At 66.3% G+C, this 22,909-nt stretch carries 23 protein-coding genes; 14 read left to right on the forward strand and 9 right to left on the reverse strand.

Translation table 11 applies throughout. The features are described from left to right. Positions 1-9: 9 nt before the first annotated feature. From FBY36_RS04245 to FBY36_RS04260, 4 genes are all read right to left on the reverse strand, one after another. The gene (locus FBY36_RS04245) at positions 10-300 is read right to left on the reverse strand and encodes a hypothetical protein (protein WP_142117484.1); all 291 of its coding nucleotides are present in this window, start codon (positions 298-300) and stop codon (positions 10-12) included. An 82-nt stretch (positions 301-382) separates the two neighbouring features. Continuing rightward, a complete protein-coding gene (locus FBY36_RS04250) occupies positions 383-1,024 on the reverse strand; it encodes an RraA family protein (protein ID WP_142117485.1) in 642 nt (213 codons plus the stop codon). A 17-nt stretch (positions 1,025-1,041) separates the two neighbouring features. Next, a complete protein-coding gene (locus tag FBY36_RS04255; protein ID WP_142117486.1) occupies positions 1,042-2,031 on the reverse strand; it encodes a hydroxyacid dehydrogenase in 990 nt (329 codons plus the stop codon). Between the two features lie 9 nt (positions 2,032-2,040). Further along, positions 2,041-3,354 (reverse strand): MFS transporter, encoded by a 1,314-nt coding sequence (locus FBY36_RS04260; protein WP_142117487.1) that lies wholly within the window; start codon positions 3,352-3,354, stop codon positions 2,041-2,043. 157 nt (positions 3,355-3,511) lie between these two features. On the opposite strand from FBY36_RS04260, the gene FBY36_RS04265 reads away from it, so the two are divergent. Next, positions 3,512-5,104: an IclR family transcriptional regulator gene (locus tag FBY36_RS04265; protein ID WP_142117488.1), complete on the forward strand. Its 1,593-nt coding sequence runs from the start codon at positions 3,512-3,514 to the stop codon at positions 5,102-5,104. 63 nt (positions 5,105-5,167) lie between these two features. Here FBY36_RS04265 and FBY36_RS04270 read toward each other — a convergent pair whose 3' ends face one another. Further along, positions 5,168-5,662, reverse strand: a complete 495-nt coding sequence (locus FBY36_RS04270) for a peptidase (protein WP_142122473.1) — start codon at positions 5,660-5,662, stop codon at positions 5,168-5,170. 58 nt (positions 5,663-5,720) lie between these two features. On the opposite strand from FBY36_RS04270, the gene FBY36_RS04275 reads away from it, so the two are divergent. The 5 genes from FBY36_RS04275 to FBY36_RS04295 all read left to right on the forward strand — a co-directional run bounded on the left by FBY36_RS04275 (position 5,721) and on the right by FBY36_RS04295 (position 9,138). Next, a complete protein-coding gene (locus FBY36_RS04275) occupies positions 5,721-7,010 on the forward strand; it encodes an MFS transporter (RefSeq protein WP_142117489.1) in 1,290 nt (429 codons plus the stop codon). After that, positions 6,970-7,347, forward strand: coding sequence for an ArsR/SmtB family transcription factor (locus tag FBY36_RS04280; protein ID WP_056329065.1), 378 nt, complete (start codon positions 6,970-6,972; stop codon positions 7,345-7,347). The genes FBY36_RS04275 and FBY36_RS04280 overlap by 41 nt, the downstream gene beginning before the upstream one ends. A gap of 41 nt (positions 7,348-7,388) precedes the next feature. After that, positions 7,389-8,024 carry a hypothetical protein gene (locus tag FBY36_RS04285; RefSeq protein WP_142117490.1) on the forward strand — a complete coding sequence of 212 codons (636 nt, stop codon included), beginning with the start codon at positions 7,389-7,391 and terminating at the stop codon, positions 8,022-8,024. A 94-nt stretch (positions 8,025-8,118) separates the two neighbouring features. Then, positions 8,119-8,769, forward strand: a complete 651-nt coding sequence (locus FBY36_RS04290; protein WP_142117491.1) for a copper resistance CopC family protein — start codon at positions 8,119-8,121, stop codon at positions 8,767-8,769. A gap of 138 nt (positions 8,770-8,907) precedes the next feature. Beyond that, positions 8,908-9,138, forward strand: coding sequence for a hypothetical protein (locus FBY36_RS04295; protein ID WP_142117492.1), 231 nt, complete (start codon positions 8,908-8,910; stop codon positions 9,136-9,138). A gap of 38 nt (positions 9,139-9,176) precedes the next feature. Here the strand turns inward: FBY36_RS04295 and FBY36_RS04300 are convergent, their stop codons facing one another. After that, a complete protein-coding gene (locus tag FBY36_RS04300; RefSeq protein WP_142117493.1) occupies positions 9,177-9,695 on the reverse strand; it encodes a GNAT family N-acetyltransferase in 519 nt (172 codons plus the stop codon). Between the two features lie 155 nt (positions 9,696-9,850). Between FBY36_RS04300 and FBY36_RS04305 the strand changes: the two genes are divergently transcribed. Continuing rightward, complete coding sequence (locus FBY36_RS04305) at positions 9,851-10,330, forward strand: hypothetical protein (RefSeq protein WP_235008715.1); 480 nt, start codon at positions 9,851-9,853, stop codon at positions 10,328-10,330. Here FBY36_RS04305 and FBY36_RS04310 read toward each other — a convergent pair. From FBY36_RS04310 to FBY36_RS04320, 3 genes are all read right to left on the reverse strand, one after another. Beyond that, complete coding sequence (locus FBY36_RS04310) at positions 10,299-12,275, reverse strand: amino acid transporter (protein ID WP_142117494.1); 1,977 nt, start codon at positions 12,273-12,275, stop codon at positions 10,299-10,301. The two genes, FBY36_RS04305 and FBY36_RS04310, sit on opposite strands and share 32 nt — an antisense overlap. Before the next feature lie 141 nt (positions 12,276-12,416). Continuing rightward, entirely contained in the window at positions 12,417-13,100 is a 684-nt protein-coding gene (locus FBY36_RS04315) for a response regulator (protein WP_142117495.1), read from the reverse strand. Beyond that, entirely contained in the window at positions 13,097-15,670 is a 2,574-nt protein-coding gene (locus FBY36_RS04320; RefSeq protein WP_142117496.1) for a DUF4118 domain-containing protein, read from the reverse strand. Before FBY36_RS04320 ends, FBY36_RS04315 begins: the two co-directional genes overlap by 4 nt. 143 nt (positions 15,671-15,813) lie before the next feature. Between FBY36_RS04320 and FBY36_RS04325 the strand changes: the two genes are divergently transcribed. From FBY36_RS04325 to FBY36_RS04355, 7 genes are all read left to right on the forward strand, one after another. Further along, on the forward strand, positions 15,814-16,014 hold the full coding sequence (locus tag FBY36_RS04325) for a DUF2795 domain-containing protein (protein ID WP_142117497.1): 201 nt from the start codon (positions 15,814-15,816) through the stop codon (positions 16,012-16,014). Between the two features lie 37 nt (positions 16,015-16,051). Next, on the forward strand, positions 16,052-16,798 hold the full coding sequence (locus FBY36_RS04330) for an ABC transporter permease (protein ID WP_142117498.1): 747 nt from the start codon (positions 16,052-16,054) through the stop codon (positions 16,796-16,798). Positions 16,799-16,891: 93 nt separating this feature from the next. Next, positions 16,892-18,205: an alpha/beta hydrolase gene (locus tag FBY36_RS04335; protein ID WP_235008716.1), complete on the forward strand. Its 1,314-nt coding sequence runs from the start codon at positions 16,892-16,894 to the stop codon at positions 18,203-18,205. Between the two features lie 66 nt (positions 18,206-18,271). After that, a complete protein-coding gene (locus FBY36_RS04340) occupies positions 18,272-19,732 on the forward strand; it encodes a TrkH family potassium uptake protein (protein WP_142117499.1) in 1,461 nt (486 codons plus the stop codon). A 4-nt stretch (positions 19,733-19,736) separates the two neighbouring features. Next, positions 19,737-20,417, forward strand: a complete 681-nt coding sequence (locus tag FBY36_RS04345) for a potassium channel family protein (protein ID WP_442858229.1) — start codon at positions 19,737-19,739, stop codon at positions 20,415-20,417. Positions 20,418-20,484: 67 nt separating this feature from the next. After that, positions 20,485-21,597, forward strand: a complete 1,113-nt coding sequence (locus tag FBY36_RS04350) for an FAD-dependent monooxygenase (RefSeq protein WP_142117500.1) — start codon at positions 20,485-20,487, stop codon at positions 21,595-21,597. An 8-nt stretch (positions 21,598-21,605) separates the two neighbouring features. After that, positions 21,606-22,802, forward strand: a complete 1,197-nt coding sequence (locus tag FBY36_RS04355; protein ID WP_142117501.1) for a cation:proton antiporter domain-containing protein — start codon at positions 21,606-21,608, stop codon at positions 22,800-22,802. Positions 22,803-22,909: the final 107 nt, after the last annotated feature.

Raw genomic sequence — 22,909 nt, forward strand, 5'->3', positions numbered from 1 at the left:
TTGGCCAGGTCAGCGGCGCATAGTTCGTGGTGTTCTGAAGATTTGGTTGGCGGTCATGCGATAGCTGAGCTCCCCACCGAGCTGTTGTGGTGTAACCCATACTTCGTGGGCTTGAGAGGCCTCGAACATTTGCCGGGAGTTCGTGCTGTCGGCGGCGATCCAGAGCGCCGAGGAGTCCGGCATGGCGTCTTCGACGAAGCCGGTCCTGACCACTTGGCCGTTGTGGCGGATTTCTACCAGGGCGTCGATCAGCATGAACCATTCAGCGTGTTTGCGGGCGATTGCCGGGTTTGGTGTCACGGTTTTCCAGACGTTTAAGGCAGCAGTGGCGGCGGTCCGGATGGGCCGGGCCGCCGCCGATGCTTGAGTCGGACGGGTTCGTCTAGGGGGCGACGTGTTCGGTGATGCGGGAGCGGATCTGTCGTTCGAGGTTCTCTTGGCCTGGCAGGGCCTGGAGGGTTTCGCTGAGTTCTGATTGTGGGATGACGACGATGCCGTCCTGGTCCCCGATGACGACGTCTCCGGGGTTGCAGACGACGTTTCCGCAGGCGATCGGCTTGCCGACGTAGCCGGGCCCGTTCTTGGAGGGGCCTGCGGGGACGACAGCGCGGGCGAACACTGCGATGCCCATGGCGTTCATTTCTTCGACGTCCCGGACGGCGCCGTCGATGATGACTCCGCCGACGCCTTTGTGCAGGCAGATCTCGGCGAGAATTCCGCCGAAAACGGACCGGTTGGTCACGCCGTTACCGGCGATCACCAGCACGTCGCCCGGTTTGGCTTCGTCCAGGCCCCGGTGGATGGCGAGGTTGTCACCTTCCCAGATGTGGATGGGCAGCACTGTGCCGGCAAGGCGGGTGCCGGGGGTGAGGCAGCGGATGTCGGCGGACATCATGTCCATGCGTTTGCGCACGTCCCCGATCAGTGCTGGCGGGTAGGCGGCGAGGGACTGCACGATGTCCCGGGAGGGGCGGGGCCATTCGGGGTAGACGGCGATGTTGTCTGCCGGTGCGTTGATATACACGTGGTTCCTTGATCGGGTTAGACGGCGAGCTTTTGCAGGTCGCCGGCGTTGACTGGAAAGGTTGGTGTGTTGCCGGCCAGCACCGCCTTGACCTCGGCCCAGGATTTGGTTCCGGCTTCGAGGAACGCTTCCTGGGTTTGGCCGGCTATGTGCGGGGTAACGATGAGGTTTGGCACTTCTCCCAGGGAAACGCGGGTGTGGGCCAGCGGATCCTTCATGTCTTTGCTTTCGGCTTCGAGGACATCCAGCGCTGCGCCGGCAATCTGTCCCTCTGCGAGGGCATCCACGAGGGCGTCCTCATCGATCAGCCCGCCACGTGATGTATTGATGAGGACCGCTGTTTTCTTCATCAAGCCCAGCTCGCGCGCACTGATCATATGCTGGGTGCTCGGCAGCAGCGGCGCGTGCAGGGTGATGATGTCCGCACCGTCGTAAAGGGTGTCCAGTTCAACCAGGTCTGCTCCTGCGGCTGCGGCGTCTGCGGTGGTTGCGACCGGGTCTGAGGCAAGGATCTGCATGCCGAAGCCTTTGGCGATCGCGGCGACGCGCTTGCCGATGGCACCGAATCCGATGATGCCTATGGTGCGACCTGAGAGTTCGAACCCGATCAGGTCGGCTTTGCTTTCGGACCAGTTTCCGGCCCGGACGCGGTCCGCGGCGGCGCAGACCTTCCTGGCTTCAGTGAGCAGGAGCGCGAAAACGTGCTCGGCGACGGCGTTGCTGTTGGCCCCTGGTGTGGTGGTCACCCAGATGCCGTGTTCGCTTGCCGCGTCGATATCCACGTTGTTGGTGCCGACACCGTGGCGCGCGATGATCTTGAGCCGTGGCGAGGCTTCGATAATCTCGCGGTTGAAGTTTTCGGCCCGGAGGATGACGCCGTCGATGCTGTCGCTGACGCTAAGGTAGTCGACTTTGCCGGGTCCGAAACCGAGGTGGACTGTGGCCGTGGCCTGGATGTCGGTGAGGACGTCCGGGTGGATGGGGTCCGAGATGTAGATGTTCGTCAAGGGGATTGCCTATCGGTAGAGGTGTTCGGACGCGGCGCCGTTTTTCTTGACCGTGAGTCCTACGACGAGGAGTCCGAGCAGGCCGGCGGCGACCAGGACGAAGGCGGGGACGAACGTGTTGCCGGTTTGGTCGATCAGCCAAGTGGCGAAGTAGGGGCCTGCTCCCCCGCCGATGACAGCGCCGACGCTGTGGCCGAAGGCGACGCCGGTGTGGCGGATGCGGGTGGGGTAGAACTCGAGCATGGAACCGTAGGTTCCGGCCTGGCAAAGGGCGTAAGGGATGATGCCGAGGCCCAGGCCGAGCAGTGCCAGCGCAAAGGATTGCTGGTTCATCAGCGCAAAGGACGGGATTGAGATGACGGCGTAGGCGATGTAGGACCACAGGAGAACCTTGCGGCCGCCGATGCGGTCGCCCAGTTGACCGGCGAAGGGGATCAAGACGGCGGCGAAAATCACTGCAAGCAGGACGATGGTTGATGCTTCGCTCTTCTTGAAGCCAAGGACTTCGCTGAAGTAGACGGCAACGAAGACCGTGCCGATGTAAGTGCCGAGGTTCTGGACCAGGGAGATAGTCGTGACTTTGGCCAAGGCCTTCGGGTACTTGGTCAGGACCTCACGGAACGGCTTGTCGGCCGTCGTGTCTTTGTCCTTGATGGCGGTGAACTCCGGGCTGTCCTCGACCTTGAGGCGGAGGATGAGGCACAGGATGCCCAGCGGCAGGGCAAGCAGGAACGGGATGCGCCAACCCCATTCAGTCATCGCTGCCGCCGGCATCGTGAGGGCGGCAAGGGCAGCAAGGCCCGCTGCAAGACCTTTACCAAGCTGGGCGATGCTGGGAATCATCGAGACGTACAAAGAACGCTTGCTGGGTTCGGCCCACTCGCGGATATACGCTGCGGCACCGCCGATTTCACCGCCCGTGGAGAAGCCCTGCAGCATCCGCAGGATCACCAGCAGGATGGGGGCCAAAGCGCCGATCTGCGCGAAGCCCGGCAGGAGCCCGGTCAGCGTTGCTGCGGCCCCCATGCAGGTGATGCTGGCAATCAGGCTGAAACGGCGTCCCTTTTTGTCACCGAGACGGCCGAAGAAGACTGCGCCCAGTGGGCGAACGATGAAGGCCGACCCGAACACCAGCAACGTGTCCAGCAGCGACATCAGCGGATCCTTGCTGGGGAAGAACACCGTCGCCAGTGTCGCAGCGACGTAGCCGTAGACACTGAAGTCGTAGTACTCGATGAAGGTTCCGAAGGCGGCAACGCCTGTTGCCTTTTTGGCTTTCTTCCGCCGCGCCAGGTCAGGGGCGGCCAATGTGGGGGTAGTCATTCGAAGACCTCTCTGTCTACGAGGTTAGAAAAATGGGACGCTGTCTCATTTCCGGGGATGTTTAAAGAATGCATGTGCTCCAAGCCACTGTCAAGTGGGTTCTTCCACGGCGGCGCATTCTGCGTCCGGGGCTGCTGGGGCGTGAAATACTGCGGGTATGGAGGAACAGGACCCCCAGGCACCGCAGCGGGATGGCTCAAAAGAAGTGGTCGCGGTCCTCGAGGCTGTCATCGGCCGCACCGGCTACGGCTGGGGCGTTCGGGAGCTCGCCGATGAGCTGGGCGCCAGCAGGAGCACAATCAACCGGATCCTAAGCCGCCTCGTGGAAGAACGCTTTGTCTCCCGCGACGCCGCCGGAGCCTATATTCTCGGGCCCCGCCTGAAAGTCCTCTCCAAAGCACTGCAGAAGGGGCACCCGCTCTTCACGGAAGGCTCCCGCATCCTTTCCCGCTTGAGCCAGACTTCGGGAGCGACCGCCCTGATGGCGGTGGAAACCGGAAAACCGGAAGAATGCTTCGTGCTGGCATCCCTCGAACCTGACGCCCCAGTCCGGTACACGCTCACCCCCGGCTCCGTCGTCCCCACCCACGCCGGCGCATTGGGCCTGGCCATTCTCTCCCGCCGGGGAACGGCTGGGTTGCCGGATGAGCTGAAGAAATACACCGAAGCTTCCATGGACAGCCGAAAGCGGATCGAAAACGCGCTGGAGAGCTACGCCTCCATCGATGCGGTGGTCAGCATCGGACAGCACATCCCGGATGCAGCGGGAATAGCAGTCCCGTTCACCGTCAGTGACCACCTCGTCGGCTCACTCTCATTGTCCCGGCCACGCAATGAGTTCGAAGAATCGTCCATTGCCCCTGGCGCGGAAACCCTGCGCCAGGCCGCGGAGGAATTGGAGGACATACTTCGCTCCAGCCAATCGTCAGTACGCACCCCGGGTCTGCCCCCGGCAGAATCCTCCGCGCTCATTGACCGGATTACGGCCATTATCACCACGTTCTGCGGCCAGCCGCTGGCCAAACTGACCCTGTCCGACCTTTCCACCCTATGGGGAACGCGTTCGGTAGCCACCCGTCGTCTTGCCGAATCGGCTTGTGATGCAGGCCTGATGACAAAACCGGACCAACGCACCTGGACAATCGGTCCCACGCTGCTGCGCTGGTCCGCCGCCCTCGGCACCAAGCATGAACTGTCTGAAATCGTTGACGACGACCTCCTGTCCCTTAGCCAACAGACCGGTGAAACCATCACGCTCGCCCTTTATGACGCCGGCGAAAAAAGGGCCTACATCGCCCGCTCCCACGTGGGTGCCCGCAATGTCCGCTACGTGCTGGATGAAGGATCCGAAATACCGCTCACAGCAGGAGCAGCAGGCAAGGCAATCCTCGCCTACCTACCGCAAACCCATGACGCACCGATCAGTGATGCAGCCACTATCCGGGCAGAAGAACTTGAAGGCGTGCGCACCCAGGGATGGGCCGCCACCGACAGCGAAAGAGTACCTGACGCCCATGGAATAGCGGCCCCGATTTTCATTAACGGAACCGTCGGCGGATCAGTCACAGCGACCATTCCCAACCACCGCGTCGCCGGGACCCCAGCCGAAGAGCTTATTGCCGCCGTCGTCCAAACAGCACTTCGGCTCAGTCGACTGCTCTCCACGGACCCACAGTCGCCACCAGCCCAAGCAGAACCCGAACCAACAAAATCGCCGGAAACCCGAACACCGATGATCATTGCTGGGTAAGGGACGTCGCACATACCACCGCTTTCAGTCAGGTGTTGCCGCTCTTGGGGGAAGGACCTGTGTTCAGAGATCCGCAAGTCCAAGGCCCTGGTCATCCAAACAGGGAGACCGCTTCCCCGCGGGAGCACCGAGGGAACGCAGGCAGGTGCATGACGGTCCCTTGACCGCCGGCATGGCCAGCCACACGAAACGCTGCATCTTGTTGTAGGTGCCGAAGTCCAGGACCGCGCCGTCCAGCTTCGGAGCCAGCTCATGACTGACGCTGATGGCGACGTTCTCCAACCCGCCTTGATCGGCGGTTTCGCCTGCCCCGGTGTCCTCCAGGCTGTCCCCGGGAGCGGAGAGCCCGCAGCGCAGGAACTTCCGGGGTTCGGTCCGCGAGAAGTACAACCCCTGTTTCCGGCAACCTCCGGCACCCTGGTAGCAGTGCAGCAGCCCGCCGAAGACCTCAATCATCCGCGCCGCCTCCCCCGTGACCGTAAAGCTGCCCTGGCCCGGGATCTGCGCCTCGATACCGCCGCTTGCCGTTACGGCGCCCGCCAAGGTTCTGTAGCCCATCATTCAAGGATAGGCTTATGTGCACATCTACGCACATTTGCACTTGGAGGGGTTAGGCATGCTCTCAGTTCTTCGGGATGCCACGTACCGGCGGTTGTTTGCCGCGCAGGTCGTGGCGCTGCTGGGCACGGGGCTGCTGACCGTGGCGCTGGGTTTGCTGGCATTCGACCTGGCCGGGAAGGACGCCGGAGCCGTCCTGGGCACCGCGCTGACCATCAAGATGTTCGCGTACGTCGGCTTCGCCCCGGTGATCAACGCCGTGGTGGCACGGCTGCCCAAGAAGCCGGTGCTGATCGGCGCCGACTTGATCCGGGCCGGAATGGCGTTATGTCTGCCGTTCATTACCGAGACCTGGCAGATCTACCTGGTGATCTTCCTGCTGCAGTCAGCCTCAGCAACGTTTACGCCCGCGTTCCAGTCGCTGATCCCGGCCGTCCTCAAGGACGAGAAGGACTACACCCGGGCACTCTCCCTCTCCCGCCTGGCCTACGACATGGAAGCACTGGTAAGCCCGGCCATCGCCGCGCTGCTGCTGACCGTCCTCAGCTACAACAACCTGTTCCTCGGAACGGTGGGCGGCTTCCTTTTCTCGGCGCTGATGGTGGTCCTGACGGTCCTCCCGGCCACCGCCCCCGTCCAGCAGGGCGGGGCGTCCTCGCTTTGGCACCGCACCACCCTGGGCACCCGCATCTTCTGGCGGAACCGGAAGCTGCGCTCATTGCTCGCGTTGAACCTGGTGGTCTCCGCCCCCACCGCGCTGGTGCTGGTAAACAGCGTGGTGGTGGTGCGGCAGGTCCTGCACCGCCCGGACACTGACCTGGCCCTGGCACTTGCCTGCTTCGGCGTGGGGTCCATGGCGGTGGCCCTGTCCGCGCCGCGGATCCTTGAACGGCTGGGTGACCGGACGATGATGCTTACCGGTGCCGCCGTCATCCCGTTGGCCCTGGCCGGGGCCGCCGTGCTGCTGTTCCTGCCCGCCGGGTATTCGACGTGGTGGTGGCTCCTGGTGCTGTGGTTCGTGCTCGGCGCCGGCAACTCCACCATCCTGACCCCCTCCGCACGGCTGCTGCGGGAAGCGTCCACGGAGGAAACCCGGCCCTACGTTTTCACCGCCCAGTTCTCCCTGTCGCACGCCTGCTACATCATCAGCTACCCAGTGGCCGGCATCGCCGGGGCGGCCGCCGGTCTGGGCCCGGCTTCGCTGGCGCTGCTGATTCTTGCGATGATAGGGACGGCAGGAGCTTTCCTGTCCTGGCCCCGGCACACCCAGCGGACGGCCGGATCGACCGAGAGCAGGGAGCAAGGGCATGGGCAGCGAACCACAGCACGCCACCAGCCCCGCGCCTGACGCGCCTTCGCTGGTCCACCAGGTAGCTCCAGGACCCCAGCTCCTGGAAACAGCCGCCGGGACCCTGCGGATGCTGGCCGAACCCACCCGGCTGCACCTGCTGTGGCAGCTCGCTGACGGGCCCAAGTCCGTCACGGAACTGGCGCAGGCCTCCACCGTGCCCCGGACCGTGGTCAGCCAGCATCTGGCCAAGCTGCGGCTCAGCGGTTTGGTGGATACGCACAGGAACGGCCGGCACATCATCTACTCCCTGCACGACGGGCACCTGGTCCGCCTGATCCGGGAGACGATCAACCACGCAGACCACCGCCTCACCGGCGAACCGACCCACGACTAACCCCCGCATCCCAGACGGGCCGGCAGCAGGAAGGCAGGACGATGCCCACACCGGCACCCCTGACCCTGCCGCGCGCCCTCACCGTCACCGGCCTGATCCTGGGACTCGCGGCTGCCGCGCACACCGCCGCCGGCGGGCTCCTGCCGGCTCCTTCCGTGCTGGCGGTGCTGGCCGTCCTGGTTCTGCTCCCGGTCACAGTCCTGGCCCGGCGGCGGCTGGGTCCGGGCTCCATCACCGCAGCGCTGGCTCTTGGGCAGGTGGCCCTGCATGAGGCGTTCAACGCCCTTCCCCAAACCTCTGAAAACTGCATGTCAGCGGGCATCGCAGCCTACGGACACCATCAAGCCCAAACCGTCCCCGGGTGCGCAACAGCAGGGACCGGGCTCACGGCCCTGAACGTCCCGGCGCTCCCCGAACCGGCCATGACAGGGGCGCACATCCTCGCCGTGGCGCTCACCGCCCTGCTGCTGGCCCGCGGGGAATCGGCGCTGTGGCGGATGCTGGCCTGGTTCGCGCCCCTCGCCGTGATCCTGCGCGTCAAGGTCCTGCCGCTGTGGGTTCCCCCGGCGGCGCCCAGGGTTTCATTCATCCCGAGGCTGCACCCGTGCCTGCGGGTTCCTGCCCTCCGCGGCCCGCCGGTTTCTGCCCAGGGACTTCCGGCCTCCGCCACCCTGTGATGCCGCGGTCCCAACCGCTGCCAGTCATCCAGTCTTTCCTTGCCTGACCGCACCACGCCGGTGCTTCAGGCTGTCCCGAAAGGACACCCAGCACGTGAAATCTTCACTCCGCCGCGCCCGCACCGCCGGCGCTTTGGCCGCACTCCTTGCCCTGTCCGCCGTTGCCGGCACGGCCCCGGCGCAGGCACACGATGCCCTCGCCTCCAGCAGCCCCGCCAACGGGCAAACCGTCACCACCAACCCCGGGAAGGTCTCCATCACCCTGAGCAACGCCCCGGACACCCGGCTGCCCGGATCAAACTCCATCAAGGTCACCGCCCCCGACGGGCATGTAGTCAGCGCCGGCGAGCCCACCGTGGACGGCAACACCCTCAGCACGGACGCGGACATCGACCACCCCGGCAAGCACAAAGTGGAATGGCGGGCGGTTTCGGCGGACGGCCATCCGATCGACGGGACCTTCAGCTTCACCTACACTCCTGAAGAAGCAGCCGCCTCCGAAGGAACCGGACACTCTGAAGGAGCCGGGACCCACCAGGAATCGTCAGCTCCCGTCACGGCGCCGGCAGTTGCTTCAACAACAACACCGACGCCGGAAGCACAGGCTGCAACGCCCGCCGCAACGCAAAGCGCCGACAATGCCGGCCTGTTCATCGGGCTCGGGGCCGTCCTGCTGGTCCTCGTGGCCGTGGGCGCCTACCTGATCGGCCGCCGTACGAAAGCGGCAGCAAGCAAGAACGACTAGACATACAGAACCACGGGGCCCGTCCGGAGCATCAGCTTCCGGACGGGCCTTTGATGTTTTCCGGTCAAGACGCCCGAGCCGTGGTGGCGATCCAGGCGGAATCTATGCACACGACATCACCGGTGCAACACTGCATTGATGAACATACATGAGTGGTGGCCTCTGATCCCTGCGGAAACACGCGGCTGGCTCATGGCCCACAATGGCGAACCGCTGCCGCCGCACGTCATCGCCGACATCAAGGCAGCCACCGGCGGCACGACCGATGCTGACTGGGCCGTCCAGACAGCGGATGGTCCCCAGCTGTCCGACGAGGCCGTCGATTGGATCGAGGCTGTCGCCAACGATGAAGAGCCGACGACCGGGTGACACCTTCGCTGTGAGCAGCGGGGCCAGCTCCGGGCGGGCTATTCCGTGCCGGCGACCCCGCTGCGGCGTTCCAGGAGCAGGGTGTCCTGCCAGTGGCCGGCCTTCGGGCCGTGGCTGATCCTGGCAATCCGTTCCCTGGTTCCCACCACCCGGAAGCCGAGGCGCTGGTGCAGGGCAAGGCTTGCCATGTTCTCCGGGAAGATGCTGGACTGGATGGTCCAGATCCCTGCGGCTTCGGTGGAGTCGATCAGGGCGTTCAGGAGGAGCCGGCCCACGCCCCGCCCGTGCGTTTCCGGCGCAACGTAGATCGAGTGCTCGACGACGCCCCGGTAAACCTCCCGGGACGACACGGACGATACCGCGGCCCACCCCAACACCCTTCCCGCGTCCTCGGCGATCAGCCGGTGCCCGGGCAACCGGCCGCCGTCGAACGCCTCCCAGGTAGGCGGCTCGCTCTCGAAGGTGGCCTCCCCCGTGGCGATGCCTGCGGCGTAAATGGCGTGGACCGCGTCCCAGTCCTCAGGGCGCATGGGGCGGATGGTGACGGGCTTTTGCATGGCTCCCATTATCGTGCCGCCACCGCCGCCTCCAGCCCCGCCGAGGTGGGACGGGTGTAAAGAATCCGTCATTAAATCGTCCCGGCCGCCCCCTTTTCGCGGACACGGTCCTTTGATGGAGGCGTAGACGGCGTGTGTTGAGGCAAGGAGCGCAGATGCGATGGGATGAGGTGCCCGAAGACCGGGGCAGGGTCAGGTTCGCCGCGGCGGCTGAAGCCGTTGAGGGCTACGGCGGCCGTGGGCTGAACGGCCGAGCCCTTCATCCGGCCGCAGGTTACCTTTTCCCTGACCAGGACGGCGAGGGCTGGTGGGTCATTTTCCAGCCCTGGCCGTCCCCTGGTCTACCGGGATCGCCCGGGCACAAAGTCCCCGGCGACCTCCTCGCCTGCAATGATTCCTACGGCGACATGGTGCATGTAGTGGTGCTGGCGGCGGGAGTTTGGGAGGACGACGCCGAGGCAGCCTTCCGCACGCACCTCCCGTCGAGCCTCGCGGACGCCGCCCGCGTTGCAGCCTCGGTTGCGCATGTGGCGGGATCAGGGAACAGGGACGGGACGGTGCGGAACGTGGCGGTGCAGCACCGGGCCGCGGTGGAACCTCCGGTCAGCCCACGTGGACCCATGGACGCTGGGTGACATCCGGCACGGCCTCGCGCAGCACTTCCCTGGTCACGGGCGCGATTTCACCCTCGCCCAGGAACAGGAACCGGACGAGGTTGGTGATGGGGTTGCCCTCCGTCCAGCGGAAGTAGATGTGCGGCATCAGCCCTGTGACGTCCCTGATGTGCAGCAGGACGGAGGCGATGGTGTTGGGGACTACCGGTCCGTGGACTTCGAGGATGTGGTAGCCGTGGCGGGTCACGCCGCGCACGTACAACTCGGTTTCGAAGTCTGAGGAGTCGTCCACGACGACCTCAAGGAACAGGGCATCACCGGCCAGCGGGAGGTGGCTGACCTCGATGGCTGATTCGAGTTTGTCCCGGTATGCCTCCGGAGACAGCCGCAGGGGCTCGTGCGCGATGATGGTGATGGGCCCGTCCAGGGTGCTGGACATGAACTCCAGGGCCTGCTGGTCCAGATGCACCCGGGTTGCGTGCAGCTCAAAGGAACGCCGGACCCTGGACAGCAGTGAGATGACAATGATGCCCAGGATGAACACGGCAGCGATCCGGATGCCTTCGGGACGTTCAAAGATGTTGGCCACCGTGGTGTACGCGAACACCACCGAGATGGTGCCGAAGCCCAGCGTAAGGTTCCGCTGCCCGCGCCGGCGCGCCGACAGCGTAACGGCCACCGCCGCGGAGGTCATCAGCACAAGGACGCCGGTGGCGTAGGCGCCGCCCTGGGCATCGACGTCGGCGTTGAAAATGAAGGTGATCAGGAAGCCGATTAGCGTGAAGACGAGCACCAGGGGCCGGACAGCCTTGGCCCAGGCCGGAGCCATGCCGTAGCGCGGCAGGTACCGGGGAACCAGGTTCAGCAGGCCGGCCATGGCTGATGCGCCGGCGAACCAGAGGATGCCGATGGTACTGACGTCATAAACGCTGCCGAATCCCACGCCAAGGTATTCGTGCGCCAGGTAGGCCAGGGCACGGCCGTTCGCCTGGCCGCCGGGCTGGAATTCCTGTTCCGGGATGAGGACAACGGTGATGAAGCTGGTGGTCAGGAGGAAGACGCTCATGATCACCGCGGCGGTGGTGAGCATGCGCCGCGCACCCCTGATGCGGCCCTTGGGGTTGTCTTCGGTATCGTCCACCGCTCCACGGACCTGTGGCATCACGGCGACGCCGGTTTCGAAGCCCGACAGGCCCAGCGCCAGTTTGGGGAACACAAGCAGCGCGATAGCCACGGCCGTCAACGGGTTTCCGTGGGATACCCATAGATTGGTCCACCAGTCCCCCATCGCCGCGGGATGCGCGACCACCTGTGCGAGGGTGGCAACCACCACCACGGCGTTCAGGCCCAGGTAGAGGACCACCAGGACGACGGCGACGCCGATGGCTTCCTTGAATCCGCGCAGGAACACGGCCGCCAGCAGGGCCAGCAGGAAGAGCGTGACGGGGACGTTCTGGTTCTGGAGCCACCCGGGGGCGACTGGATTGCCGATCAGGTGCGCGGTGGCGTCGGCCGCCGAGAGAGTCATGGTGATCATGAAGTCAGTGGCGGCGAACCCCAGGAGGACCAGCACCAGGAGCTTGCCTCCCCAGCGGGGCAGCAGCCGCTCAAGCATGGCAATGGACCCTTCACCGCGGGGGCTTTCACCGGCGACCCTCCGGTAGACCGGCAGGGCGCCCAGCAGGGTCACCGCCACCAGCACCAGGGTGGCCAGCGGTGAGATGACCCCGGCTGCCAGCGCCGCGATGGCCGGCTGGTAGCCGAGCGTGGAGAAGTAGTCCACACCGGTAAGGCACATGACCTGCCACCACGAATGCTTCTTTTCGTGCCGCGTGGGCACGCCGCCGGGGCCGGGATGGGCACCCTTGCTGTCCTGCAGTCCAAACAGCAGCCAGTCCTGGAGCGCCTTCCTGCCGTGCGGATGGGGCGCGGAGGGATCCGCCGGGGGCCTGCTTAACGTCGTCATGTCCGCCTTTCCGCGCTGCCCGTTGCACCGCGACCATTGCGAAGCTAGCACCGGCGGAAACGGCAGGCGGGCGGGCCGGGGATATCTTGACGAATCCTTTACGCCCTGTTTACGACGGCGGCGCGGGACTCCCCCGGCAGGTCACGGCTCGAACCGGTAGCCCATCCCGGCTTCCGTCAGCAGGTGCCGGGGCCGGGACGGATCTGCCTCCAGCTTGCGGCGCAGTTGGCCCATGTAGACGCGCAGGTAGTGGGTCTCGTTGTCGTAGCCGGGACCCCAGACCTTCCCAAGCATCTGCTGCTGCGTGATGAGCCGTCCGGGATTGCGCACCAGCAGTTCCAGGATGGCCCACTCGCGCGGGGTGAGGCGGACAGCCTCCCCTGCACGCGTCACCTTCCGCCTTGCCAGATCCACCTCGAAATCGCCCACGTCCACCGCTGCGCCATCGTCCGCCACCTCCGGCGTCCCGGTCCGGCGGCCGGCCACCCGCAGCCGGGCCAGGAGTTCGTCCAGGCCGAACGGTTTGGTCACGTAATCGTCCGCCCCGGCGTCCAGCGCCCGGACCTTGTCCACGGAGCCGTGCCGCGCTGACAGCACAATGATGGGCATACTGCTGGTGCGGCGGATCCTGGTGATCACGTCCACGCCGTTGATGTCCGGCAGGCCCAGGTCCAGCACCATGGCGTCCGGGTGGCTGCCCTCCGCGTGCTTCAGGGCGGCCATCCCATCCAGGGCAGTGAGCACCCGGTAGCCCTCCGCTTCCAGGTTCACCTGGAGGGCGCGCAGGAGCTGCGGCTCGTCATCAACAACCAGTACGGTCCTCATGATGTGCTGGTGCCTGCTTTCCCGGGAACGTTGGACATGGACCGTCCGGGCGGGAGGGGCAGGCGAATAATCATCGTCAATCCCCCGCCGGCGGTGGGCTCGGCCAGCAGCTGGCCGCCCATGGCGTCGGTGAAGCCTTTCGCGACGGCGAGGCCAAGCCCCATGCCGAGGCCAGCGGGCGCGTCATCGAGGCGCTGGAAAGGCTGGAACATGTCCTCGACGGCGGCAGCGGGCACACCCTGCCCGTGGTCAACGATGCGCAACTCGCCGAAGGGGATGCCGCCGTCGTCCATTGCAGGGGATCGGCCCGGGACGCCAACGATGGCAACATCGGACGACGGCGCGTATTTCAGCGCGTTTTCCACGATGTTGGCGATGACCCGCTCCAGCATCCCCAGGTCGGCGTACACGGCGGGAATGTTGGGGGCGAGGTCAATCCGGATGCGGTCGGCAGGGAGGCCGCGCAGGGCATCCTCGATCGCGTCGCGCCACGTGACAGGGCCGGTCAGCGGTGCCGCCGAGCCGCTGGAGATCCGGGACATGTCCAGGAGGTTGGAAATCAGGGCGTCCAGGCGCTCGGTGTAGGAATCGATCGTCTCGAGCATCTCGGCCTGTACCTCATCCGGCAGCCTGCGGCTTTGGCGGCGCAGGGCCGTTACCGCCAGCTTTATCCCCGCCAACGGGGTGCGCAGGTCATGGCCGACGGCCCGCAGGATAGCGGTGCGGACGCTGTTACCCTCGGCGAGTTTTGTGGTGCTTTGCAGCGTCCGCTGAAGGGCGTGCCGTTGGCGCAGCAGGAGGAGATGGGCGCCGTGGGCGGCCAGGAGGAGCCTGTCGCCGGCCGTGAGGGTCCGCCCGGAGAGGACCAAGGCGGTCCCGGCATCGGGGAGTTCCACGCTGTCCGTCAAGGCTGCAGCATCCGGGGAGGGGGGCGGCGCGTCACCCGAAAAGGCTTGCAGTGTCCACGTTGCTTCCCCGTTCACGGGTTTGGTGAAGAGCCCGGCGGACCGGACCTGGAAGGTCTCCCGGACCTTGTCCATGAATGCCGCGACGGTGTCGTCGGCGAGGAGGGCGTCGCGGGCCAGGTCAGCGAGGGTGGCGGCTTCCGCGCGTGCACGTGCCGCTTCCCGGGCACGCCTGGCGGACAGCCCCACCACGAGTGACACGGCCACCGCCGCGCTCAGGAAAACCAGCAGCGCGAAGACATTCTGCGGGTCGCTGATGTTGAATGTTCCCACCGGGTCCGTCTGGAAGTAGTTGAGCAGCAGCGAGTCCAGGACGGCTGCGAGCACCGCGGGCCACAGTCCGCCGATGAACGCCACCGCCATGACTCCGGTCAGATGGACGAGCGCGTGGGTGGCCAGGTTCAGCTCCGGGCTGCCGGACAGCGCCGCGGTCACCAGGACCGGGAGGAGTACGGCCAGGACGAAACCGGCCGCGGTGCGCCTTCGGCTGAGCGCGGCGTGCGCCGGCGCCGGCAATCCATGGCCACCCTGCTGATGGGAGACGATGTGCACGTCAATATCACCGGAGCCGCGGACCACTTTGGCGCCTGGACTGGTGCCAAGGATCCGGTTCCAAAAGCGTCCGGGCGAGGCACCGATGACGATTTGCGTGGCGTTGACGCTGCGGGCGAATTCCAGGAGCGATTTCGCTGGATCCTCACCGGACACCGTGTGGGAGGTGCCGCCGAGTTCGGTCACGAGCTGCCGCTGCGCGTCCAGCAACCGGACCGGCGCCGCGCTGCGTTCCTCTGACCTTCTAACGTGGACAGCCAGCAGATCCCCGCCGTTGACCCTGGACAGGATGAGGGACGCCCTCCGGACGAGCGTTTCCCCTTCCGGGCCCCCGCTGAGTCCCACGACGATCCGCTCACGGGCCGGCCAGGTAGCGGTGATGCCTTGGCTTTCCCGGTAATTCGCCAGGCCTTCATCCACCCGGTCAGCCAACCAAATCAAGGCGATCTCACGGAGGGCAATGAGGTTGCCCAGGCGATATTCGCCCGCCAGGGCGGCGTCGATCCTGTCCTTCGGGAAGACCTTCCCGTCGGCCACCCTCTGCCGCAGCAGTTCCGGTGATATGTCCACCAGCTCGATATGGTCTGCTCGCCGCACCACAGCGTCCGGGACCGGGCCCTCCCCCGGCTCGTCAGTGATTGCGGCGACAACATCCTTCAGCGAGGCCAGCTGCTGGACTGCCAGGGTGGTCAGCACGTCGGTCCCGGCGGCCAAAAGCTCCTCAATGTCCTGCCAACGGCGTTCATTACTGCTGCCTTCGGTGTTGACGTGCGCGTATTCGTCGACGACGGCCACTTCCGGCTTCCGCGCAAGCACGGCCTCGACGTCGAGCTCCGGTACCTCCGCTCCGTGGGCGGCCTGTGGCAGCCGCGGCGCCACGACGTCGAGCCCGTCAAGAAGCTGCCTGGTTTCCTGCCTGCCGTGGTCCGCTGCGATGCCAACGGCGACGTCCCTGCCGCAGGCCGCAAGGCGGTGCGCTTCCCGCAGCATGGAGTACGTGGTGCCGGCCCCTGCCGCCGCACCCAGGAAGATCCGAAGCATTCCCCGTGCCATATCCACAGTCTTATCCCCTCCGGCCGCCCGGACCAACTCGCTGCGTGCACCGGCCCGGCGGCAGGGCTACGATAAGTCCACCGCGGCCCGAACGTGGTGGGCCACGGAGACCAGAGCGGCACACCGAAAGGAAACCCGGCACCATGGCAGACACCCCCAACCCCATCCAGATCCAGAAGTTCCTGGGCGGCATCGACTATCCGGCGAAACGCGACGACTTGCTGTCCCGGGCAAAGGACTCCGGCGCCGACAGCAACGTGATCCAGGCCCTCGAGGCGCTCCCGGACCGGGAATACGACAGCCCGACGGCGGTAAGCTCAGCGATTTCGGACAGCAACTCCTAAGGGGGCCCGCTTCCGCCGGCCCGGCTAAGCTGGCGGCATGCCCGCCCTTTCCGCCCTGCTGCCCACCCTCGTGGCCGTCGCCATCCTGGCGGCACTCACGGTGGGCATCCTCCGGGCGGCGCGGACGCCGTCGTACCTCTCCCCTGCCCTGGCCATCCTCCGCGGGGCGGCCCAGCTCGCCGCCATCAGCCTGGTGCTGGGCGGCGTCATCAGCAGCCCGCTCTGGGTGGCCGCGGCCCTGCTGGTCATGTTCAGCGTCGCTTCCGTGACGGCGACGCGGCGGCTCACCTGGTCCTGGCGGCGCTTTGCCCTGGTGGCCGCGACCATGGCCGCCGGCATCCTGGTGACCCTCGCCGTCGTGTTTGGAACGGGTGCCATCGAGTTCGCGCCGCGGTACCTGCTGGCCGTGGGCGGAATCGTGATCGGCAACTCCATGACCATCGCCACCCTGGCCGGCCGCCGCTTCTTTGAAGCCGTCGTGGAGCAGTGGGACCAGGTGGAGGGCTGGCTGGCGCTGGGCGCAACGCCGCGGCAGGCCACCCTGATCCAGGCCCGGCAGGCCGTTCATTCGGCCCTAATCCCGTCGACCGACCAGACCAAAACCACCGGGCTGGTCACCCTTCCCGGCGCGTTCGTGGGCGCGATCTTCGGCGGCGCCTCGCCGCTGGAAGCCGGCCGGTTCCAGGTGGTGGTGCTGGCCTCGATCATGGCGGCCGGGTCCATCACCGCCGTGGCGCTGATCCGTTCGCTGGGCAACGTGAAGGTGCGGCCGGTGCCGGCGTAAGGGCGGCAGGCGCGGGACCTTCAGCCCTAGCCCGCCCGGGTGTACTGAGGGAAGGTCGAAGTGGCTCCCCGGGTCCTGAAACGGCCCATCCTTATGCCACCCCCGCATGCCATGAACCCCCGCCGGATCACCCCAGCCACAGACCCCGCCGCGGCTCAACCACGCGAACCCGGGCCGCGGCGTCGCGGTGTTGCCTGGAAGACAACCCTGGCGCTCCTGGCCGCCGTCGTGCTTCTCCTTCCCGTCATGTTGCTGCCGCTCACCACCGGAGTACCCGTTTTCGCCTGGCTGCCCCTGCTCCTGGTGGGGCTGGCAGGCGTGGTGTGGCTGGTGGTGCGGCGACGGAAACCGCACGCACAGCTGGCCGGCGTGGGCGTGCTGGCACTCGTGGCCGCAGTGGCCGTGGGTGCGTCCCAGATTCTGTCCGGCACCCCGCCGGTCACGGGTCCCGACGGCCAGCCAGTGCCGGGCAGCATTGCGGGCGCTGAGAAGGTGGAGCTTAACGGCAGCGAGCAGTGGATCATGGTCCGCGGGCACGACGCATCCAACCCTGTGCTGCTGAACCTGGGGATGGGCGGCCCGGGCGGCGGCGGCTTCTTCAATGCCCAGGAGTTCAGGCAGCTGGAGGACACGTTCACCGTGGTCAGCTGGGACGAGCCGGGCACCGGGAAGTCATACGGTTCGGTGCCGGTCAAAGACCTCAACAAGGAACGGTACGTGAAGGACGCCGTTGCCCTGACCAACCTGCTGCGGGAGCGCTTCAAGCAAGAGAAGATCTTCATTTACGGCGTTTCATGGTCCAGCATCATCGGCCTCTGGCTGGTCCAGGAGCACCCGGAGCTGTACCACGCGTTCGCCAGCAGCGGCCAGATGGTGAACACCACGGAGAACGACCGCATGGGCTACGGGCTGGCGCTTCAGCACCTTGATGAACAGGGCGACAAGGGCCGTGCCGACGAACTCCGGCGGAACGGTCCGCCGCCTTACCGCGGGGACAACGTGGCGTCCCCCTACGTCGCCTTCCTGGACGTGCTGAACGAGATGATGGGATCGCTGCGTTTTTCGGTGGCCGTGCCGCTCATCCCGTTCTTCGTCCCCGAATATGGCTACATCGACAAGGTCAACCACACGCGCGGGGTGATCGAATCCTTCAACGCCGTCTACCCGCAACTCGAGAACCTGGACTTCCGTCAACAGGCCCTGGAGCTGGATGTTCCTGTCTACTTCTTCGTAGGCCGGAACGACATCAATGCCATGGCGTCACTGGTGGAGGACTACTACAACTCGCTCTCGGCACCGGACAAGAAGCTGATTTGGCTGGAGGGAGGGCACGGGCTGGGCAGCGCCGAGAACCAGGACGTCTTTTTCGACGTGATGCGCAACCAGGTGCGGTTGCTCGCCGGGTAACGCTAAGGTATGGCCGGTCAGCCCTTGACGCACGGCAGGGCGTGCCGCGGTGGTACCGTGGCCGCTATGCACCTGAAGGCTTACCAGCGCGGCACCCCAACGCCACGCCGGAAGATTAAGCCGAGCCCGCCGTCAAGCGTCCGCAACGCCACGAACGACGCCGGCACCTGGCTGCGTGCCCTGCCACACCTGGTGCGCCGCGCAGCGCCCCGCCACCCCGCACAGTTGATTGTCCTGGGTTTCGCACTGGCCATCGCAGTAGGAACGGGACTGCTGATGCTGCCGGCGGCCAAGGCCGGAGCTGGCGCCGCCTCCCCGCTGGAGGCCCTGTTCACGGCCACTTCGGCGGTGTGCGTCACCGGGCTGATCACGGTGGACACGCCCGTGTTCTGGACCGGGTTCGGACAGGCCGTCATCCTTGTCCTGATCCAGGTAGGCGGCTTTGGCGTAATGTCCTTCGGCACGCTCCTGGGCGTGTTCGCGGCAAGAAGGCTGGGCCTGCGGTCGCGGATGCTGGCAGCCGCCGAAACCAAGAGCGTGGGCTTCGGCGACGTCCGCCGCGTCCTGCTGGGAGTCTTCCTGATTACCCTCACCGTGGAGGGAACCCTGGCCGGGATCCTCACCCTGCGGTTCCTGGCAGGGTACGGCTATCCTCCCGGCGAGGCCATCTGGCATGGTGTCTTCCATGCCGTCTCCGCATTCAACAACGCCGGATTTGCGCTCTACTCAGACAACCTGATGGGTTTCGCCCGCGACCCCTGGGTCATCCTGCCGATCGCTGCCGGCGTGATCATTGGCGGTCTTGGCTTCCCGGTGCTGTTTGAATTGCGGCGGCAGTACCGCCGGCCCGTCTTCTGGAGCATGAACACCAAACTGGTGCTGGTGGGCACAGCCCTGCTCCTGGTGCTCGGCACTGCCTTCCTGACGGCAGTCGAATGGACCAACAGCGCAACCCTTGACGGGCTGGCCCCGGCCGAACGGCTCATGAACGGCTTCTTCCAGTCCGTCATCACCCGCACCGCCGGCTTCAACAGCATCGACATCGGCCAGATGCACCCAGTGTCCTGGATGGGCATGGACATCCTGATGTTCATTGGCGCCGGGCCGGCCGGTACCGCCGGCGGCTTGAAAATCACCACCTTCGCAGTGCTGTTCTTCATCCTGTCCACCGAACTGCGCGGCGGCACCGCCGTCAACATCTTCGGTAAGCGGCTCTCCCGGGCCGTGCACCGGCAGGCCATCACCGTGGTGCTCCTCGCCATCGCGGTCGTTACCGCGGCCACGATGTTCCTGATGCTGATCACCGATTTCGGCCAGGAGCGCATCCTCTTCGAGGTAGTCTCGGCGTTTGCCACGGTGGGCATGTCCACCGGCATCACCGCCGGCATGCCCCCTGCCGGCCAGGTGGTCCTGATCCTGCTGATGTTCATCGGCCGCCTTGGCCCCGTCACGCTGGGCACCGCCCTGGCGGTGCGGAGCAGGCCCATCATGTACGAATACCCCAAGGAAAGGCCCCTCATTGGCTAAGGACATGTTCATTCGGAAAGCCGGGCGAGTGGCTCAGGCGGACTCCGTGGTCGTCATAGGCCTGGGGCGCTTCGGCGGAGCCCTGGCACTCGAGCTCGAAGCCCAAGGCACGGAAGTGCTGGGAATCGACAGCGACGAGGACATTGTCCAGTCCTACAACGGCAGGCTGACGCACGTGGTGCGCGCCGACTCCACCAAGGAGGAGGTCCTGCGCCAGCTTTCCGTCCACGAATTCGACCGCGCCGTGGTGGGCATCGGCACCGACCTGGAGGCCAGCATCCTCACCACCTCCAGGCTGCTGACCTTCAAGCACCCACAGATCTGGGCCAAGGCCATCAGCGAACCCCATGCCGAAATCCTGGTCCAGCTGGGCGTCGAAAACGTGATCCGTCCCGAGCACGACATGGGCAAGCGGGTGGCGCACCTGGTGCGTGGTTCCATCCTTGACTACGTGGAATTCGAAGACGACTTTGTCATGATCCGCACCCAGCCCCCGTCCGAGGCGAGGAACCGTCCCCTCGGCGTGCTGGGCCTGCGGGACCAGTACGGGATCACCATCGTGGCAGTCAAAAGACCGGGCTCGACCTGGCAGCACACCACCGCCCAGACAGTCCTTTACGACGACGACCAGATCATCGTGCAGGGCCCCAAGAACCTTGCGGAGCGGTTCAGCACGCTGCTGTAGGCTCCGGCGCGGAAAGGCCCGCCGTCGGAGCCTATAGTCCTCCGGGCCGGTGCACTACCCTGATGGGGTGGCACAGCCTACGGTACTGATTTGCGGGGCAGGAATCGCCGGGCCCACCCTGGCGTTCTCGCTGGCCCGGCGTGGGTTCGCTCCCACCCTGGTGGAACGGTCCCGCGGGTTGCGGTCCAGCGGCAACCCGGTGGACGTCCATGGAGAGGCCACCGGCATCGCACGCCGCATGGATGTCCTTTCCCGCCTGCAGGCAGCCGCGACCCGGGCGCCGGGGCTGGCGTTCGTGACCCCGTCCGGGCACCGGATAGGCCCGCTGCGCCTGGGCCGACCCCGCGGAGACGACGTCGAGGTGCCGCGGGCAGATCTGGCGGCGGTCCTCTGCGAGGCAGCCGCGGACGGGACCGAGTTCCTGTTTGGGGATTCAGTCACCGCGCTGCAGCCGGACGACGGCGGCGTGGACGTTACGTTCGAACGCTCACCGGCGCGGCGGTTCCACCTGGTGGTGGGCGCCGACGGACTGCACTCCACCGTCCGCAGGCTGGCCTTTGGCACGGAGGCAGACTTTGTCCGCCCGCTTGGCCTGTACATTGCCACACTGTCCCTCGGGCGGCCGGCGGCCGACCCCGCTACAGTCCTCATGTACAACCAGCCAGGTTTGTCGCTGACCATCCACCCCGTCCGCGGAACTGCCGGTGCCGGATTCATCTTCCGGGGACCAAAGCATCCCGGTGCCGAGTACCGCGACCCGGAGGCCCAGCGCCGGATCGTCGCGAATGCCTACAGCCGGCACCTTTGGCCTGTACCGGAGCTACCCGACCTGCCCGGCCAGGTACGCGACGCCCCGGACCTCTATTTCGATGCCGTCAGCCAGGTGCGGCTGCCGGCCTGGTCCCGCGGGCGGGTGGCCCTGCTGGGCGATGCAGCATCCTGCGTGTCCCTGTTCGGGGATGGGTCCAGCATGGCCATGGTGGGCGCCAGCACCTTGGCCGAGGAGTTGTCGGCCACCCCCGCCAACCCCGGGGAGGCGTTCCGCCGGTACGAGACCCGCCACCGCAAGCTGGTGGCCTCGCGCCAGCGCGGGTACCAGCTCGGAGCGGCCCTACTCGTTCCCGCTTCCCGTGCCGGTCTCACGGTCCGGAACCTCGCCGTCCGTTTGCTCCCGGGCTAATGATGGCAATGGAAACAGCGCTGCTCCTGTCCTTCGCCGTCCTGCTGCTCATCGGGGTGCTCATCTCCGAGCGCGCCCACCGGACAGTGCTGTCCACGGCCGTGCTCTTCCTGGTGGGCGGGTTCCTGCTGGGGCCCGGCGCCCTGGGCTTCATCACGGTCTCGGCGGGCGACCCGATTGTGGGAGCCCTGGCGGAGCTGGCGTTGTTTTCGGTCCTCTTCACGGACGGGATGCGTGTTGGGTTCGGTGACCTGCGCTCCGCCTGGCGGCTGCCCGGCCGGGCCCTGCTGCTGGGACTGCCGCTGACCCTCGGCCTGACCGCAGTGTTTGCCCACGTCGTGGCTGGGTTGCCGTGGCTGGAATCCTTCCTCCTGGGCGCCATCCTGGCTCCGACGGACCCGGTGTTTGCGGCAGCCATTGTGGGCCGGGAAGAGGTCCCGGGCAGGCTCAGGCACCTCCTTAACGTCGAATCCGGCGTCAATGACGGCCTGGCCCTGCCGATCGTGCTGATCCTCCTGGCCGCCGCCGGCGGAAGCGATGCCCGCGGCGAGGAACTGCTGTTCGAGATTGTCCTGGGCATCCTGGTGGGTGTTGTGGTGCCCGTGGCCGTCCTGGCCCTGGAACGGCTGCCTTTCCTGCAGGCGACCAGGTCACTCCAGCCCCTGCTGGCGGTCTCCATCGGGCTGCTGGTGCTGGCCATCTGCCAGGCGACCCACGCCAACCTGTTCCTGGGGGCCTTCGCCGCCGGCATCACGGTGGCCACCCTGGGCCGGGGACTCCGGCACGAGTTTGAGCAGTTCGGTGAGCTGGTCACCGAACTGCTGAAGCTGGCGGCCATCATGGTTTTTGGCGCCCTGATCACCCCGGTCTTCCTCTTCAGCGAGATCCCCTTTGCCGGCTGGATCTTCGCCCTCCTGGCACTGCTCATTGCCCGGCCCTTGGCCCTGCTGGTGTCCTTCCTGGGGGCCAAGTTGAGTATGCGCGAGCAGGCGGCGGCCATGTGGTTCGGACCCAAGGGGTTCGCCTCGGTGGTGTACGGCCTGATCATCCTGGAATCCGGCATCACCCGTGCTGATGACGTCTACCACCTCGTGGCCCTGGTAATCGTGCTCTCCATCCTGTCCCACTCCTCCACGGACGTCCTCATCGCCCGCCAATTCGGTGAACGCGTAAAGAGCCCAGGAAAGCGGACGGAACATGCCTGACCCGCCACGGGGTGGCCACACGATCGTGGCCGGCAAATCCTGGGCAGGACCGCGTCCCAGTGATTGGATGGGTCTGCACTACCCCCGTTGTCCTTCGAAGTGTTAAG

This window comes from Arthrobacter sp. SLBN-122 (assembly GCF_006715165.1).
In the GTDB taxonomy this organism is placed as follows: Bacteria; Actinomycetota; Actinomycetes; order Actinomycetales; family Micrococcaceae; genus Arthrobacter.

What these genes read in the sequence shown, in the direction of transcription:
- FBY36_RS04300 (WP_142117493.1), bottom strand. Translation starts at nt 9,695, where the DNA reads ATGCAAAAGCCCGTCACCATCCGCCCCATGCGCCCTGAGGACTGGGAC.
- FBY36_RS04335 (WP_235008716.1), top strand. Translation starts at nt 16,892, where the DNA reads ATGCCACCCCCGCATGCCATGAACCCCCGCCGGATCACCCCAGCCACA.
- FBY36_RS04285 (WP_142117490.1), top strand. Translation starts at nt 7,389, where the DNA reads ATGCCCACACCGGCACCCCTGACCCTGCCGCGCGCCCTCACCGTCACC.
- FBY36_RS04295 (WP_142117492.1), top strand. Translation starts at nt 8,908, where the DNA reads ATGAACATACATGAGTGGTGGCCTCTGATCCCTGCGGAAACACGCGGC.
- FBY36_RS04345 (WP_442858229.1), top strand. Translation starts at nt 19,737, where the DNA reads ATGTTCATTCGGAAAGCCGGGCGAGTGGCTCAGGCGGACTCCGTGGTC.
- FBY36_RS04270 (WP_142122473.1), bottom strand. Translation starts at nt 5,662, where the DNA reads ATGGGCTACAGAACCTTGGCGGGCGCCGTAACGGCAAGCGGCGGTATC.
- FBY36_RS04340 (WP_142117499.1), top strand. Translation starts at nt 18,272, where the DNA reads ATGCACCTGAAGGCTTACCAGCGCGGCACCCCAACGCCACGCCGGAAG.
- FBY36_RS04355 (WP_142117501.1), top strand. Translation starts at nt 21,606, where the DNA reads ATGGAAACAGCGCTGCTCCTGTCCTTCGCCGTCCTGCTGCTCATCGGG.
- FBY36_RS04265 (WP_142117488.1), top strand. Translation starts at nt 3,512, where the DNA reads ATGGAGGAACAGGACCCCCAGGCACCGCAGCGGGATGGCTCAAAAGAA.
- FBY36_RS04260 (WP_142117487.1), bottom strand. Translation starts at nt 3,354, where the DNA reads ATGACTACCCCCACATTGGCCGCCCCTGACCTGGCGCGGCGGAAGAAA.
- FBY36_RS04325 (WP_142117497.1), top strand. Translation starts at nt 15,814, where the DNA reads ATGGCAGACACCCCCAACCCCATCCAGATCCAGAAGTTCCTGGGCGGC.
- FBY36_RS04305 (WP_235008715.1), top strand. Translation starts at nt 9,851, where the DNA reads ATGCGATGGGATGAGGTGCCCGAAGACCGGGGCAGGGTCAGGTTCGCC.
- FBY36_RS04315 (WP_142117495.1), bottom strand. Translation starts at nt 13,100, where the DNA reads ATGAGGACCGTACTGGTTGTTGATGACGAGCCGCAGCTCCTGCGCGCC.
- FBY36_RS04330 (WP_142117498.1), top strand. Translation starts at nt 16,052, where the DNA reads ATGCCCGCCCTTTCCGCCCTGCTGCCCACCCTCGTGGCCGTCGCCATC.
- FBY36_RS04310 (WP_142117494.1), bottom strand. Translation starts at nt 12,275, where the DNA reads ATGACGACGTTAAGCAGGCCCCCGGCGGATCCCTCCGCGCCCCATCCG.
- FBY36_RS04320 (WP_142117496.1), bottom strand. Translation starts at nt 15,670, where the DNA reads ATGGCACGGGGAATGCTTCGGATCTTCCTGGGTGCGGCGGCAGGGGCC.
- FBY36_RS04275 (WP_142117489.1), top strand. Translation starts at nt 5,721, where the DNA reads ATGCTCTCAGTTCTTCGGGATGCCACGTACCGGCGGTTGTTTGCCGCG.
- FBY36_RS04280 (WP_056329065.1), top strand. Translation starts at nt 6,970, where the DNA reads ATGGGCAGCGAACCACAGCACGCCACCAGCCCCGCGCCTGACGCGCCT.